Annotated in this window: 13 protein-coding genes; 3 read left to right on the top strand and 10 right to left on the bottom strand. The window is 61.3% G+C overall.

Annotated elements, in window-relative coordinates; genetic code table 11:
- Positions 1-21 precede the first annotated feature (21 nt).
- From FHR96_RS13575 to FHR96_RS13555, 5 genes are all read right to left on the bottom strand, one after another.
- Positions 22-1,023 (bottom strand): TRAP transporter substrate-binding protein, encoded by a 1,002-nt coding sequence (locus tag FHR96_RS13575; protein ID WP_183388229.1) that lies wholly within the window; start codon positions 1,021-1,023, stop codon positions 22-24.
- A gap of 63 nt (positions 1,024-1,086) precedes the next feature.
- A complete protein-coding gene (gene bglB, locus FHR96_RS13570) occupies positions 1,087-2,226 on the bottom strand; it encodes a beta-galactosidase BglB (RefSeq protein WP_183388228.1) in 1,140 nt (379 codons plus the stop codon).
- Between the two features lie 34 nt (positions 2,227-2,260).
- The gene (locus tag FHR96_RS13565; protein WP_183388227.1) at positions 2,261-3,559 is read right to left on the bottom strand and encodes a TRAP transporter large permease; all 1,299 of its coding nucleotides are present in this window, start codon (positions 3,557-3,559) and stop codon (positions 2,261-2,263) included.
- The gene (locus FHR96_RS13560) at positions 3,559-4,047 is read right to left on the bottom strand and encodes a TRAP transporter small permease (protein ID WP_183388226.1); all 489 of its coding nucleotides are present in this window, start codon (positions 4,045-4,047) and stop codon (positions 3,559-3,561) included. The genes FHR96_RS13565 and FHR96_RS13560 overlap by 1 nt, the downstream gene beginning before the upstream one ends.
- A 122-nt stretch (positions 4,048-4,169) precedes the next feature.
- Positions 4,170-5,219, bottom strand: a complete 1,050-nt coding sequence (locus FHR96_RS13555; protein ID WP_246392951.1) for an oligogalacturonate-specific porin KdgM family protein — start codon at positions 5,217-5,219, stop codon at positions 4,170-4,172.
- Here FHR96_RS13555 and kdgR point away from each other — a divergent pair.
- Positions 5,218-5,988, top strand: a complete 771-nt coding sequence (gene kdgR, locus FHR96_RS13550) for a DNA-binding transcriptional regulator KdgR (RefSeq protein ID WP_246392950.1) — start codon at positions 5,218-5,220, stop codon at positions 5,986-5,988. The two genes, FHR96_RS13555 and kdgR, sit on opposite strands and share 2 nt — an antisense overlap.
- An 82-nt stretch (positions 5,989-6,070) precedes the next feature.
- Here the strand turns inward: kdgR and kduD are convergent, their stop codons facing one another.
- The 5 genes from kduD to FHR96_RS13525 form a co-directional block, all read right to left on the bottom strand.
- A complete protein-coding gene (kduD, locus tag FHR96_RS13545) occupies positions 6,071-6,832 on the bottom strand; it encodes a 2-dehydro-3-deoxy-D-gluconate 5-dehydrogenase KduD (RefSeq protein WP_183388223.1) in 762 nt (253 codons plus the stop codon).
- Between the two features lie 16 nt (positions 6,833-6,848).
- Positions 6,849-7,685 (bottom strand): 5-dehydro-4-deoxy-D-glucuronate isomerase, encoded by an 837-nt coding sequence (gene kduI / locus FHR96_RS13540; protein WP_183388222.1) that lies wholly within the window; start codon positions 7,683-7,685, stop codon positions 6,849-6,851.
- A 219-nt stretch (positions 7,686-7,904) separates the two neighbouring features.
- The gene (locus FHR96_RS13535) at positions 7,905-9,707 is read right to left on the bottom strand and encodes an ABC transporter ATP-binding protein (protein ID WP_183388296.1); all 1,803 of its coding nucleotides are present in this window, start codon (positions 9,705-9,707) and stop codon (positions 7,905-7,907) included.
- A 163-nt stretch (positions 9,708-9,870) separates the two neighbouring features.
- The gene (locus tag FHR96_RS13530; RefSeq protein WP_183388221.1) at positions 9,871-11,547 is read right to left on the bottom strand and encodes a peptidoglycan DD-metalloendopeptidase family protein; all 1,677 of its coding nucleotides are present in this window, start codon (positions 11,545-11,547) and stop codon (positions 9,871-9,873) included.
- Positions 11,548-11,745: 198 nt separating this feature from the next.
- Positions 11,746-12,591, bottom strand: a complete 846-nt coding sequence (locus tag FHR96_RS13525) for a pirin family protein (protein WP_183388220.1) — start codon at positions 12,589-12,591, stop codon at positions 11,746-11,748.
- 100 nt (positions 12,592-12,691) lie between these two features.
- On the opposite strand from FHR96_RS13525, the gene FHR96_RS13520 reads away from it, so the two are divergent.
- Entirely contained in the window at positions 12,692-13,603 is a 912-nt protein-coding gene (locus tag FHR96_RS13520) for a LysR family transcriptional regulator (protein ID WP_183388219.1), read from the top strand.
- Between the two features lie 78 nt (positions 13,604-13,681).
- Positions 13,682-14,686, top strand: coding sequence for a glutathione S-transferase family protein (locus FHR96_RS13515; protein ID WP_183388218.1), 1,005 nt, complete (start codon positions 13,682-13,684; stop codon positions 14,684-14,686).
- Positions 14,687-14,844: the final 158 nt, after the last annotated feature.

Below are 14,844 nucleotides of genomic sequence, written 5' to 3'. Positions count from 1 at the left end.
GGGCAGCCCAGGTGCGCGGCGTTACTTGTTGCTTAACTCCTTGATCTGTTGATAGAGCGCATATTTCTCGGGTTCATCCTGAAGACGGTCGTACATCGGCTGAACGGCTTCCTGGAAGGGGGCGATATCGACGTCATTGATCTCGACCCCGAACTCGTTACGGATCCGGTCACGTGCCGTGTCGACGGCTTCCGACCAGCGCTCGATCTCGAACTCGGTCGATGCCTCGATAGACTCCATGACGGCAGACCGCTGAGCGTCCGATAGCCTGGAGAGCGTGTTGTTGTTGAACAGGATGATGTCGGGAATGCGGGTGTGACCATCCAGCGAGTAATGGCTGACTACTTCGCCATGACGTGCCGTGGTAAGGGCAAATTCATTGTTTTCGGCTCCGTCCAGGATGCCCTGTTGGAGCGCTGTGTAGACTTCCTCCTGGGACATCACGACCGGTGAGGCGCCCAGCAGCTTCATGGTGTCCACCGCGGTCTGGCTCTGCATGACCCGAATCTTCTTGCCTGCAAGATCCGAGACTTCATTGATCGGGGTTTCTGCGGTGTAGAAGTTGCGCTGACCCGAGTCGTACCAGCCGATACCGACGAAGCCTTGATCCTGGGTAGATTGGTAGACGTCATCCATGATGGCATCGCTGTCCATGACCCTGTAGAAGTGGTCCTGGTCATCGAACAGGTAAGGCATGGAGAAGACTTCATAGACTGGTGAGAAACTTCCCATCAGGCCACCGGAGACCTTGGTCATGTCGATAGCGCCGGTTTGTAACATCTCGACCAGCTCGCTTTCGCCACCCAACTGGCTATCCGGGAAGTAGGTGACCGTGATCGAGCCATCCGATTTCTCTTCCACGAGTTCACCGAACCTGGCCAAGGCATCCTTGACCGGCTGTGAGTTCTGGGCGTAGGCCAGCTTGATGTTGACGTTGTCATCGGCCTGTGATGAAACAGATCCCAGCGAAATGGTGGTGATAGCGGCAGCCAGAATGGCCTTGGTGTGATATGGCGTGCTCATGGTCAACTCCTTGGTTTGGTCTTGTTGGATCGAGCAGGACTCCTCTCTGGCTCGGAGAGAAGATCAGAGATATGTTCTCATGTATTCGGAAAGACACAGGATGGCCATGGCCTGGCCATAGGGCATGGAAGTCAGGGGGATGCTCCGGTAGTAGTCGAGGTCATCCCCCATGGCGGTGCCGAAGGATACCTGGGCAAGCTCGCCGTCTTCATTGATGTTGGCGATCACGCCTCTAACGGCCTTCTCCGCCATGTGGTAGTAAGAGGCATCGAGGTATCTCATCCGCACGCCCTTGAGAATGCCGTAGGCGAAACCAGCCGTAGCGGAAGCCTCCTGATAGGAAGACGGATCATCGAGAAGCGTGTGCCAAAGGCCTGAATCTGCCTGCCACTTGGCCAGCGAATCGACCTGTGACTCCAGGACCTGCAGCAGGTAGCGGCGAATGGGATCGTGGGTCGGAAGATCGAGTAGTTCCAGGAACTCGGGAATGACAATGGTAAGCCAGCTATTGCCACGTGCCCATCGAGCGTTGGCAAAATTATGGTGACCATCGAATGTCCAGCCATGGAACCAGGCTCCGGTCTCGCGATCCATCAGATACTGTACATGGACAAGAAACTGGTACTTGGCCTCCTCCACGTAGTCTTCACGATCGAGCAGGCGTCCGATCTTGGCCAGCGGAAGCACGCTCATCATCAGTGTGTCATCCCACAGCTGCTGGTGGTTTTCGCTGTTGTAGACAACGTGTTGCAGACCGCCCTTGTCGGTGCGAGGCATATCATGCATGACCCAGTCAGCCCAGGCCTCGAGGTAAGGCAACCACTCCTTGCGACCCGTTTCCTCATAACGGTATGCGAGAGTCAGAAACGGGCAGACAGTATTGACATTCTTGGTAGCCAGGCGCTCCGCGAATCGGTCATGGAACCAGGCATCGATAATGGAGAGGGCCTCTTTATCGTTGGTTTGCTCATAGTACTTGTAGATGCCGTACAGGCCGATACCATGTGTCCATTCCCAGCCGGCCCAGCCCTTGGTATCGATGGTGCGTCCATCGTCAAGGTGAAGCAGGAATTCTCCACTCTCATCCTGGATGTTGATCAGGTTGTCGATGGTTGTCTTGATCAGTGCTGTTACTTCATCTCGGCTGATGAAGCGATCTTCCTGCCTGAGCAGTGGGCTATGGTTAACGCTGAATATTTTCATGTGTTTCTCGCATGCTGTGTGAATTAATCGAGATTTACAGTCCCATGGCACGGGGAAGGAACATTGTGATCGAGGGTACGTACGTGATGAGCAGAAGCGTGACCAGAATTACCAGATAGAATGGAAGCAGTGGGAGTAATAGATTCTCGACTTTCTCTTTGGCGATCCCAGCCCCGATAAACAGTCCTGTTCCAACGGGAGGGGTTATGGTTCCTATACAAAGGTTGAACACCATGATGATGCCGAAATGCACCGGATCAACGCCAATCGCAGAGGTGATTGGTAGCAGGATCGGTGTGAAAATCAGGATGGCCGGTCCAATATCCATGAAGCAGCCTATAACCAATAGCATGGCAGTGATGATAAGCAAAATGATGACGGGATTGTTGGAAACTCCCAGGATCATGGCGCTTAGAGTGGCAGGCAACCCGGTGATGGACATGGCAAAAGACATCGCCGAGGAAGCGGCAAGCAATAGCATGATAACGCCGGTCGTTTCGATGGCCTTGATCAGCGAGCCTATGAAAGCCTTGAAGTCGATGGTCCGATAGATGAGTATCGTCAAGAACATCGTATAAAGAACCGAAATGGCTGAGGCCTCGACCGCCGTGAAAATGCCGAAAACGATACCGCCAATGATGATGGCTATCAGCGCCAGGCTGGGAAGAGCCTGAACAATGATGGCCCGTACCGAGCGGTCTCGAAGGTCCAGTCTGGTCGTATAGTGCCGAGACTTGGCAACCAGGTAAGCAACTAGCATACAGCCGGCGCCCCACAGACACCCTGCGATAAGACCTCCGGCAAAAAGTGCCGATATTGAGGTGCCGCCACTAGCCAAAGCGTAGAGAATGAAGGCGGTCGTCGGAGGAATCAACATGCCGGTCGGTGCCGATGCGATATTGGCTGATGCCGAGAAAGGACGGCTGTAACCCTCTTTTACCCCCATGGGAACCATGACGCCCCCTATGGAAGTCGAAGCGGCGATTGCCGAGCCGGAGATAGCCCCGAACATCATGTTACCAACGATATTGGTATGGGCCAGGGATCCAGGGATCTTGCCACTGAAAAGCTTGGCAAAGTTGACTAGCCTCAGGGCGATACCGCCATTGTTCATCAATACACCGGAGAGGATGAAGAAGGGCACTGCCAGTAAGGTGAAGCTGTCGAGGCTGGAGACCATCTTCTGTGCCGTGGTGAAGATGGCAATATCCACAGGAAGCGCCAGCAGTATAGTGACTGCTGATGAGGCCGCGATGCAGATCCCGATGGGGATCCCGGCGATCAGGAATCCAAGGAATGAGAGAATCAATACTAGTCCAGCATTCAGCATCATTATGATTGGCTCCTGAAGCTATAGGAGTCTTGAAGTATCTGCTGGCAGTTCATCAGGCAGTAAATAACGATAATGGATCCCGAGACAGGCAACGACATATAAAGGACCCCTTTGGGGATGCCGAGCATGGGATATATCTGGCTCATGGTGTTGTAAGCTGCCTGTGTTCCGCCATATATCATCACGAAAACGGCGAAAAAAATGAACAGGATCTCTATCGAAATTTCCAACATGACTTTCCAGAGGCCATCCAGCTTGTCGATAAACAATGTCAGGCTGACATGCTCACGAAGGCCTGCTACGTAAGCGATGGCGATCATCGACATCCACACCAGGGAAAATCGAAGAAAAGCTTCCGAAATGGTGCTGGGGCTGTTGAGGGCATACCGGCTGATGACCTGCCAGCTGGCCGCCATCACCATGGTGATAAAAAGTCCGCAGCAGACGGTCAGGATGACCCTGTCGAGCAGGGTACGTACGTGTTCCATTTCGACTTCCTCATTGATCGGGAGTTTTGGTATGTCTATTGTCTCGTAACATAACACCCTATCTCTGGTCCATCGCCTGAGTTCAAGGGAAGGGATATCCTCCCCTCCCTGGTCGATCGAGATCAGAATTTATATTGGTAGCCGATCAGCCATGAGTTGACACGCTGGTCAGGATCCGTGCTGGATTGACTGCTGTTAGGTGCGCGACGAATGTAGCCACCGAAGAGGGTGTTATTGGCATTCAGCTTGCGAAAGGCCAGAAATTCCTGCTCCAGATAGTCGCGGTCTCCGGTGCCAAAATCAGGAGAGTCGTTCTCTTGCTTGAAGTGATAGTGGGGGTTGTAGAGAAGCGTCCAGTCATCAGTGATGGCGTAGCTGGCATAGAGGTCGACGCGCCCGGCTCGACCTTCGACTGCTGTTTCATGGGTCGTTTCATGTTCGTAACGATAACGACCCGACAGGCTCCAGCCGTCACCTCGAAAGCCGAGCTTGAGGGCGGCCAGGGCTCGAGTCACGTTGGAGCGAAACTTGGCGCCAAGCTGAGGCGTCAGTGTCCAGCGATCCTGGCTGCCGAACTTCCAGCCGGGCAGAGAGTAGTTGACGAAGCCTTCGTCATGCTTTGGCCAGCCGCTCTCATGCACTCCTTCCTGCCAGAACCATGATTTCTCCAGGGTAAGTGACGAAGCATCGTCGAATACTCGAGTGATGGCGATCTTGGGCAGGGTCAGTGCATGGTCATTGGTCGTGTGCTCGAGCTTCATCGTCAGGATATTTTCGGCGGCGACCGCAGGACCCGTCAGGGTTAGGGCCAAGCAGGTCGCGGCGGCACCGGTAACGCGTTTCGATGTGTGGATGGCTCGCATGTCGTCTCCATTGTTGTTTCTTGTGGGTTGTCCGAGCTGCGACTCCCGCTGTACCTGCGTGGAGCGGGTGTGCTCATTTTCGGTATTGTGCTTCAAATAAAATGTATCGCAGTGCCAATAAAAATGAAACGGTGTTCCTGATAGACTTTGGTCGATGATCACCTGGCCTCTCGGGTGACCCGAAGCATGGGAGGAGTAGCGGGAGAAGGCGTTTTGCGTTAAATTTAGACCGATATTCCGATTTTTATGAAACGAGGTGCTCAGGGTTATGGCTACATCGCAGAAACCCGACAATGTGGCGGCCGTCATGAAGGTATTCTCGATTCTCGAGGGGCTGGCCGAGCAGCGAGATATCGGCCTTTCCGAGCTGTCTCAGCGCACCTTCATGTCGAAGAGCACGGCCTATCGCTTCCTGCAGACCATGAAGGAGCTGGGCTACGTGACTCAGGAGGAAGAATCCGAGAAGTATGCGCTGACTCTCAAGCTTTTCGAGTTGGGGGCCACGGCGCTGCAGAACGTGGATCTGACCCGCCTGGCCGATGCCGAGATGCGCGAGCTCTCCGAAGCGACCCACGAAGCGATCCACCTGGGTGTGCTGGATGACGATCCCCGACAGATCATGTACATCCATAAGTACAACTCTCAGTTCAACCTGTGCATGCAGTCGCGCATTGGCCGTCGGAACCCCGTTTATTCCACTGCCATGGGCAAGACCCTGTTGGCGTGGATGGATCCCGAGCGTGCGCGCAAGGTGTTGAACACGGTCGACTTCGTGCCGCATACCCAGCACACCCTTGCCAGCGTCGAGGCCGTGATGGACGAGCTGCCGTCGATTCGGGAGGAGGGGGTTGCCGAAGACCGGGAGGAGGCAGAACTCGGCGTACGCTGCCTGTCGGTACCGGTATTCGACCGCTTCGGCCAGGCAGTGGCGGCACTCAGTCTGTCGTTCCCGGTAGTTCGTTATGACGAGCAGAAACGGGCGGAGTACGTGCGCTTGTTGCACCGGGCCGGTAGGCGGGTTTCCGCTGGCCTGGGCTTCCATGACTATGCCTTCCCCGGTGATGTCGAGACGGACTGACTCGACGACTGACGATAAAAAACAGGACGCGGCCCCGGGGCCGCGTCCTGCTATATGGGAAACTCAGAAAAGGTGCATGGCGTTATCGTGCCAGCCAGCCACCGTCCACGGCTAGGGTATGGCCGTGGACGTAATCCGAGGCCGAGGAGGCCAGGAAGACAGCGGCCCCGGCCAGGTCCTCGGGGTCGCCCCAGCGTCCGGCCGGAATCCGGCCCAGTATTTCGCGGCTGCGCTCGGGGTCGTGGCGTAATGCCTCGGTGTTGTTGGTGGCCATGTAGCCGGGGGCGATGGCATTGACGTTGATGCCGCGGCTGGCCCACTCGTTGGCCATCAGACGTGTCAGGCCCAGTACACCGCTCTTGGAAGCGGTGTAGGAGGGGACTCGTATGCCGCCCTGGAACGACAGCATGGAGGCGATGTTGATGATCTTGCCGCGGCGACTGCCGTCGATGCAGTGGCGGGCAAAGGCCTGGGAAAGAAAGAACAGGCTCTTGAGATTGACATCGAGGACCTCGTCCCAGTCCTGCTCTGTGAATTCCAGGCTATCGGCACGGCGGATGATGCCGGCGTTGTTGACCAGGATATCGGCACCTCCGAAGCGAGCTTCGGCCTGTGCGAGGATGTCGTCGATTGGGGCGGTGCTGGCCAGGTCGGCATCCACGGCCAGAAAGCCTGTGCCCAGCTCCTCGACGCGTCGCCGAGTCTCCTCGGGGGCGCGACGGTTGACCGCGACGATGTTGCATCCGGCAGCGGCCAGACCCAGGGCCATGCCCTGACCCAGGCCGGTGTTGCTGCCGGTGACAATGGCGGTCTTGCCGCGCAAGTCGAAAAACGATGCACTCATGGATCCTCCTCGCGGTTCAGCGCAGGTCCGCCATGGCGACATGATCCATGTCGGGAAAAGTCTGGTTTTCGCCGACCATGGCCCAGATGAAGGTGTAGCTGCCGGTGCCGACGCCGGAGTGCAGCGACCAGCTCGGCGACAGCACTGCCTGACGGTTGCGCACAATCAGGTGCCGGGTCTCCTGGGGTTCGCCCATCATGTGGAAGACCAGATTGTCGTCTGCCATGTCGAAGTAGAAGTAGGCTTCCATGCGCCGCTCGTGGGTATGGCAGGGCATGGTGTTCCACAGGCTGCCTTCCTCGAGCCGAGTCATGCCCATCAGCAGCTGGCAGGTGGGCAGTACATCTGGCACCAGGAACTTGTAGATGGTGCGCTTGTTGCTGTTGGCGGCGTCGCCGAGGGTCTGGGGCGAGGCGTCTTCGAGGGTGACCTTGCGTGTGGGATAGGCTTGGTGAGCCGGGGCGCAGGCCATGTAGAAGGCCGCCGGGTTGGCTGGGTTAGTGCTCTCGAACTGGATGTCCCGGCTTTCCTTGCCGATGTAGAGGCCTTCGTGGGTGCCGATCTCGTGACGAGTGCCGTCGACGATGATCGCTCCGGGACCGCCGATGTTGATGGTGCCGAGCTCGCGGCGCTCGAGGAAATAGTCGGTACCGGTCTGCTTGCCCATCGAGGTGGGCACAACCACGGTTTCCCCGACGGGCTGAGCCCCCCCGACGATGATACGATCGATGTGGCTGTACACCAGTTTGAGCTCGTTCTCGACGAATAGCTCTTCGATCAGGAATTGGTCGCGCAGGCCCTGGGTGTCCAGGGTCTTGGCGTGTTCGCTGTGAATCGCCTGACGAATTTCCATGCGGCCTCCAGAACCATTGGTTTTATAAAATCAAAACGAAGGTTCAAAATACCATCGGCGCTGTTTTGCTTCAAGCGTGCTACCGACTCGTCACCGATCGTCGTTCGATAGCGCCGGGATGGCTTGGCAAGACGGTCGAGCCGGCTTGGCGTGCCGCGGTGAGAGGGTGGGGGGACGCTGGCTCCCTGAAAGGAAGATCCTGCGTCCTGGAATTGCGGGTCAGCGGTAGCCCTGGGCCTGCAGCCGGAACAGCCGCGCATAGCGGCCGTCGAGTTCCATCAGGCTGTCATGGTCGCCGCGCTCGAGAATGCGCCCACCGTCGATGACCAGTATCTGGTCGGCGGCGCGCACGGTGGAGAAGCGGTGCGAGATCAGCACCGTCATCTTGTCCCGGGCGTGGTCGCGGAAGTCGGCGTAGACCGCGGCCTCGGCGGCGGCGTCCATGGCGGCGGTCGGCTCGTCGAGCACCAGGATATCGGCCTCCTCGCGCATGTAGGCGCGGGCCAGGGCGACCTTCTGCCACTGGCCGCCGGAGAGCTCCTGGCCGCCCTTGAACCAGCGGCCGAGCTGGGTGTGGTAGCCACCGGGCATGTCGGCGATGAAGTCCTCGGCCAGCCCGCGCCGAGCCGCTTGCTGCCAGCGTGCTTCATCCTCGAAGGCGGCTACGTCGCCGGCGCCCAGATTCTCGCCGACCTTGAGCTGATAGCGCACGAAGTCCTGGAAGATCACGCCGATGCGTCGGCGCAGGACCGCCAGGTCCCAGTCGCGCAGGTCGCTGCCGTCGAGCAGGATGCGCCCCTCACTGGGGTCGTAGAGTCGGGTGAGCAGCTTGATCAGGGTGGTCTTGCCTGAGCCGTTGACCCCGACCAGCGCCAGGCTGAGGCCGGGGGCCAGGTGCAGGTCGATGTCGTCCAGTGCCGGCCGCTCGGCACCGGGATAGGTGAAGCCCACGCCCTCGAAGCGGATGCCGTCACCGGGCCGGGTGCCGACGGTGAGCCGGCCGGGCTCCTCGGGCACCGGCTGCTCCAGGTACTCGTAGAGGTTGGAGAGGTAGAGGTTATCCTCGTACATGCCGCCGATGGCGGTGAGACTCGCCGATAGTGCCGCCTGTCCCTGCTTGAAGACCATCAGGTACATGGTCATCTCGCCCAGCGTCAGTCGGCCGGCCACGGTGTCCGCCACCACCCAGGCGTAGGCGGCGTAGAAGGCCAGGGTGCCGAGCAGTCCTAGCAGGAAGCCCCAGGTCTCGCGACGGATCGTCAGCCGCCGGTCTTCGGCGTAGAGGGTCTCGAAGATGCGCCGGTAGCGGTCGAGCAGCAGCGGCTCGAGGCCGAACAGCTTGACCTCCTTGATGCTGTCCTCTCGGGCCAGCACGGTCTCCAGGTACATCTGCATGCGGGTCTGCGGCGAGCGCCAGCGGAACAGCCGGAAGGCGTCGCCGGAGAAGCGTGCCTCGGAGAGGAACACCGGCAGGGCGCCGATGACCAGCACCAGCAGCGCCCAGGGCGAGAAGCGCACCAGCAGCACCGCGAAGCTCGCCAGCGAGATGGCGTTCTGCAGCAGCGAGAAGGTCTTGTTGACCAGCCCCAGGGGGCGGGTCGAGGCCTCGCGTCGGGCGCGGGTCAGCTTGTCGTAGAATTCCGAGTCCTCGAACTGGGCAAGCGACAGGGTGCCGGCCTTCTCGAGGATCATGACGTTGACCTTCTGCCCGAGCAGGGCGCGCAGCAGCGACTGCTGGGCCGCCAGGCCGCGCTGGGCCAGTGCGATGAGTGCCACCACCGCGGCTTCAAGCAGCACATAGCGCAGCACCGGCCACAGCAAGTCGGTCAGCGGCGCCGCGCCTTGCTCGTGTCGATCCATCGCCGTCACCACGCCGTCGACGATCAGTTGGCCGACCCAGGCGACCACGGCAGGCAGCACGCCGGCGACCAGGGTGCACAGGGCGAGGCCGAGGGTCAGGCGACGCGAGGTCCGCCAGACCAGCCCCAGGGCCCGATGGCTGTAGCGAAAGACGCCCAGCATGGCCAGGGGCGAGGAAGTGGATGGCGCGGCGGGGCTGGGCAAGGGGGGCTCCGTGACGAGAAGAAAGGTCCAGTCTAGCGGAAGGGGCCGTCAGTGGGAGAGGGCTGAAGACGACGACGCCCCGCGTAGGGCGGGGCGTCGTGCGGAGCGGCGAGCGCCGAGGTCAGCTTTCGTCGTCGGGGCCGGCGACCTCGGTGTCGGTGCTGGCCACTCTGGTACCGGTCTCGCCGCTTTCCAGCGCCGTCAGCATGGGGCCTGCCTCGCGCTTGAAGTCGGCCAGCGCCTGGCCGGTGAGACCCTGGTGCTCCGGTAGTGCCACCTTCATGGCATCCACCTGGTTGTCGTTGACCAGGATCTCGTAGTGCAGGTGGGCTCCGGTACTGCGGCCGGTGTTGCCGGACATGGCGATCCGTTCGCCGCGGGTCACCCGGTCCCCGCGGCTGACCAGCGGGCGGGAAAGGTGGAGGTAGCGGGTCTTGTAGCCGTTGTCGTGGCGGATGACGATATAGCGGCCGGCCAGGGGGTGGTTGCCCACCAGCTCGACGCGTCCGTCGGCCGGGGCGTCGACGGGGGTACCGGCCGGCATGGCGAAGTCGGTCCCCTTGTGCGGGCTGATGCGGCCGGTGATCGGGTGATGGCGCCGTAGGTTGAAGGGCGAGCTGATACGGTAGTGGCCGGCGAAGGGATAGCGATCGAAGGCCGGGTCCAGGCTCTCACCGTCCGGCGTATAGAAACGGTTGTCCTCGGCGTTGCGCACCAGGGTGAGATCCATGCGCGAGCCTTCGTAGCTGACCGCCAGCACGCGCGGATCGAGGTGTCTGCCGTCGATGAGGTCGGATTCCACCAGGACCCGGAAATGATCGCCGCGACGAGTGTCGCGGCGAAAGTCCAGTTTCTTTTCCAGCACGTGGGAGAGTTCGGCCACCTCGGCGCTGGTCAGGCCCGTGGACTGCGCCGAGCGCGCGAAGCTGCCGCTGATCGTGCCGGCATAGAGGCGCTGAGTGGCTTCGCCGGCCCGCTCGATGGTGGCCACGTCGAGGCCGTCATCGCCGCGCTTGATCAGATAGCCGTCGCGGGCGTTCTTCATCAGGCGCAGGGCGAGCAGTTCGCCCTGTTCGTCAAGCTGGTACTCGAAGTGATCGCCCGCACGCCACTGGGTCAGCAGCTCCGGCTCGGGCATTGCCTCGAGCAGCGACGTCACTTCGCTGTAGCCCATGCCCAGGTTTTCCTGGGCCATGATCGCGAAGGTGTCGCCGGATTCGACGGTGTAGGCCAGCCACTCGGGAACGTAGGGTTCGTCGGCGTCGATCTCTTCCTCGAGCACGATCGGCCCGTCGTCGAAGAGCTCGAGCTCATCCTCGGAGACGTCCTCGTAGGAGGTGGCGCTGGCGACCAGGCGTTCATTGGCGGCCAGCATGCCGCTGGCTACCGTGCCGATCACGATAGCCAGGTGGCGGGCGCCGTCGTCGAGTCGAGGGCCATCGTCGCCCGCGGGAGTGGCGTCGGAGGAGGCGCGGTTCGGTGTCTCGAGATAGCGTACGTCGACGATCTCTGACGCGGGCAGCTGGGAAAGCGGCACCGGGTCGCGGGTCGCATCCATGGCCCGGGAAGCCAGCTGAATGGCCTCGGCGACCGGTGCACGGTCCAGGCTCAGGGAGGGAACCCCGGGGGAGGTGTCAGCGCCGAGGGGCACCAGGACGGTATCCTGATTCTGCCGGTCATGCCGGGCATCCTCGACGGTCGTGAGAATCTTGTGGGCGCCCAGCACGGTGACCATGGTGGCAACGGGTAACAGCAGTAACTTGTGCGTGCGGGGCAGCGAACGGAGGATTCGCATCATTTAATCGGCCGTGGTGAATAGATGTAAAAAGAATAAAAAAAGGCAGTAGAACCTTAACCCATGATCATTAAGGTGCCTAGTCTGTACATCTATACAGCACGCATTGCCCCGGCCCTCTGTCGCGAGGACCGGGATCAGTGAACACTGTTTACTAACTGTACGATGCCATGCGATGTCGATGCCTGGCAACCCCGGCGGTCAGTCGGTGAAGGTGCCGTCGCGATAGTCGCGCAGTGCCTGATCGAGCTCGTGGCGATGGTTCATCACGAAGGGACCGTAGTGGGCGATCGGCTCTCCATGGGGCTCGCCTGCCAGCAGCAGCGCCTGGCCACCCTGGGGACTTTCCAGGTACAGGCGATTGCCCGGCCCCAGCCGTGCCAGCTCGCCTCGGCCGATGCCTTCGCCGGCTACCGCCAGCTCGCCGTCGAAGACGAACACCAGCAGGGTAGTGGCATCGGCTTCGAGCGATAACGTGCCGTCGGGCTCGATCGTGGCGTGTGCCACGCCTGCCCGACCCGCCAGGGCATCGAGTGGCCCGCTGACGGTGTCGCCATCGGCGAGCTGCCAGGCGCCGCCGAGCGCCGTCAGGCGGGCGCCTGGCCGGTCCAGGCTCGGCATTTCATCGGCGCGCACGTCACGGTAGGTGGGAGCGCTGAGCTTGTCAGAGGCCGCCAGGTTGAGCCACAGCTGGAAGGCGTGGAGCCCCCGATCGTCGGCGAAGGGCGTTTCGCCGTGGATGATGCCGCGGCCTGTGTGCATCCATTGGGCGTCACCGGCGCCGATGCTGCTGTGATGGCCGAGGTGATCCTCGTGACGCAGGCCGCCATGCAAGGCGTAGGTCAAGGTCTGGATACCGCGATGCGGGTGGGGCGGGAAGCCACCGATGTCGTCATCGTCAGGCGCCGCGACCAATTCATCAAGCATCAGGAAGGGATCGAGGCCGCCGCCGAAGTCGTGCAGGCGCCGGATGGCGACGCCGTCGCCGTCCTGGCTGGGTTGGCTGTGCAGCCGACGCTGGATATGGCGAAGTTGGACGTGGGTCATGTCGGTTTCCTCGAACGGGACGCGAATGACTGGCATTCTAGGCCGATTTTTTCGAAAATTAAGCGCAACATTTCGCGCGTTTTTTTCGAGGAAATCGAATATGTCCCGCGTCACCCTCGCCCAATGGCAGATGCTCGCCGCCGTGGTCGACCATGGCGGCTTCTCACGGGCTGCCGACGCCATCCACAAGAGTCCCTCGACGCTCAACCATGCGGTGCACAAGCTCGAAGAGCAGCTCGGCGTCTCGGTGCTGGAGCCTGTGGGGCGCCAGGTGCGCCTGACCGAAGCCGGCGAGATGCTGCTGCGACGGGCGCGACAGTTGCTGGAGAATGCCGATTCCCTGGAGGATGTGGCGTCGCGGCTGGCCGAGGGGCTGGAAGCCGAGATCGCGCTGGCCATCGACCAGATCTTCCCGCCGGATGCCCTGGCTCGAGCGCTGGATGTTTTCTCCGCGGCCTTTCCCCATGTCCGTGTGCAGCTCCACGAGACGGTGTTGCACGGTGGCGTCGAGATGCTGCATGACGGCCAGGCCGACCTGTTGATCTCCGGGCTTGGCGCCCAGGGCTTTCTCGGTGAGCCGCTGGTGTCGGTGCGCTTCATTGCCGTGGCGCACCCCGAGCATCCCCTGCACGGGTTGGGGCGGGAGCTGGACCTGCGTGACCTGGAGCAGCATCGCCAACTGGTGGTGCGCGACTCCGCCCAGCGTCAGTCGCTGGATTCCGGCTGGCTCAAGGCCGAGCAGCGCTGGACCGTGAGTCATCTCGATACCTCCATCGGCATGCTGGAGCGCAACCTCGGCTTCGCCTGGGTGCCCGAGACGCGCATCCGCGATGCCCTGACGAGCGGGCGGCTCAAGCCGCTGCCCTTGGCGGCCGGTGGGGTGAGAGAGGTCCCCATCCAGCTCATTCACCGCGACCAGGATCGCGCCGGCCCGGCGACCCGCGCCATGGCCCAGCAACTGCGTGACAGTGTGGCGCTGTGTGCCGCCTCATCATTCGATAAAAACGAATAATAGCGGCCAAAAAGTGCGCTGGATCGTCGATTTTATCGGTTTACTCTAGGGATAGATGCTTCAACCGAGGAGACCGGCATGGGACTGTTGATCGATGGCCAGTGGCACGACCATTGGTATGACACCAAGGCGCACGGAGGCGAATTCGTACGCGAGTCCGCCAAGCTGCGCGACTGGATCACCGTCGATGGGGCGGCGGGGCCGGACGGCCAGCCTGGCCGGCCCGCCGAGGCCGGACGTTATCACCTCTACGTGTCGCTGGCCTGCCCGTGGGCGCATCGTGCCCTGATCATGCGTCGCCTCAAGGGGCTCGAGTCGTTGATCGGCGTCTCCCACACCAGCCCGTTGATGCTCGATCAGGGCTGGAGCTATCGGCGCGACGAGGGATCGAGTGGCGATGCGCTGAACGGCGTGGACTTTCACCACCAGCTCTACACCTTGACCGATCCTCACTACACCGGCCGGGTCACGGTGCCGGCGCTGTGGGACGGGCAGGCCGGCGAGATCGTCAACAACGAGTCGGCGGACCTGGTGCGGATCCTGAATGGCGCGTTCGACGATCTGACCGGCAACCGCCTGGATCTATACCCGCAGGACCTGCGTGAGACCATCGATGCCGTCAATGCCGATGTCTACGATCACATCAACAACGGCGTCTACAAGACTGGCTTCGCCACCGATCAGGCCGTCTACGAGAAGCACGTCGAAACGCTGTTTGCCGCCCTTGATCGCCTGGAAACGCGGCTGGCCGAGTGGCGCTACCTGGCCGGCGAATGGCTGACCGAGGCCGACATTCGGCTGTTCACCACCCTGGTGCGTTTCGATGCCGTCTATCACGGCCACTTCAAGTGCAACCTGCGCCGCCTCGAGGACTACCCGAATCTCGCGAACTACGTGCGCGAGCTCTACCAGTGGCCGGGCGTGGCCGAAACGGTCGACATGGACCACATCCAGCGCCACTACTACATGAGCCACGCCAACATCAATCCCAACGGCATCGTGCCGGCGGGCCCGCTGCTCGGCCTCGACCGGCCCCACGACCGCGAGCGGCTGCCGGGGCGGGGAATTCGCGAGAAGGGCTGATCAGGGGCAAGCCACGGGCTTCGAGCTTCGAGCAGTTGGCAGCCAGCCCGTTATGTCTGAGACTGCCCGCAGCCCGCAGCCCGCAGCCCGCAGCCCGCAGCCCGCAGCCCGCAGCCCGCAGCCCGCAGCCCGCAGCCCGCAGCCCGCAGCCCGCAGCC

Source organism: Halomonas organivorans, assembly GCF_014192055.1.
GTDB lineage: Bacteria > Pseudomonadota > Gammaproteobacteria > Pseudomonadales > Halomonadaceae > Halomonas > Halomonas organivorans.
The sequence above is the reverse complement of the archived record's forward strand: the minus strand, read 5'-3'. Positions and strand labels throughout refer to the sequence as shown.

What these genes read in the sequence shown, in the direction of transcription:
- kduI (WP_183388222.1), bottom strand. Translation starts at nt 7,685, where the DNA reads ATGGAAATTCGTCAGGCGATTCACAGCGAACACGCCAAGACCCTGGAC.
- FHR96_RS13535 (WP_183388296.1), bottom strand. Translation starts at nt 9,707, where the DNA reads ATGCTGGGCGTCTTTCGCTACAGCCATCGGGCCCTGGGGCTGGTCTGG.
- FHR96_RS13565 (WP_183388227.1), bottom strand. Translation starts at nt 3,559, where the DNA reads ATGATGCTGAATGCTGGACTAGTATTGATTCTCTCATTCCTTGGATTC.
- FHR96_RS13525 (WP_183388220.1), bottom strand. Translation starts at nt 12,591, where the DNA reads ATGACCCACGTCCAACTTCGCCATATCCAGCGTCGGCTGCACAGCCAA.
- FHR96_RS13515 (WP_183388218.1), top strand. Translation starts at nt 13,682, where the DNA reads ATGGGACTGTTGATCGATGGCCAGTGGCACGACCATTGGTATGACACC.
- FHR96_RS13520 (WP_183388219.1), top strand. Translation starts at nt 12,692, where the DNA reads ATGTCCCGCGTCACCCTCGCCCAATGGCAGATGCTCGCCGCCGTGGTC.
- kduD (WP_183388223.1), bottom strand. Translation starts at nt 6,832, where the DNA reads ATGAGTGCATCGTTTTTCGACTTGCGCGGCAAGACCGCCATTGTCACC.
- kdgR (WP_246392950.1), top strand. Translation starts at nt 5,218, where the DNA reads ATGAAGGTATTCTCGATTCTCGAGGGGCTGGCCGAGCAGCGAGATATC.
- FHR96_RS13575 (WP_183388229.1), bottom strand. Translation starts at nt 1,023, where the DNA reads ATGAGCACGCCATATCACACCAAGGCCATTCTGGCTGCCGCTATCACC.
- FHR96_RS13530 (WP_183388221.1), bottom strand. Translation starts at nt 11,547, where the DNA reads ATGATGCGAATCCTCCGTTCGCTGCCCCGCACGCACAAGTTACTGCTG.
- FHR96_RS13560 (WP_183388226.1), bottom strand. Translation starts at nt 4,047, where the DNA reads ATGGAACACGTACGTACCCTGCTCGACAGGGTCATCCTGACCGTCTGC.
- FHR96_RS13555 (WP_246392951.1), bottom strand. Translation starts at nt 5,219, where the DNA reads ATGACGGCCGCCACATTGTCGGGTTTCTGCGATGTAGCCATAACCCTG.
- bglB (WP_183388228.1), bottom strand. Translation starts at nt 2,226, where the DNA reads ATGAAAATATTCAGCGTTAACCATAGCCCACTGCTCAGGCAGGAAGAT.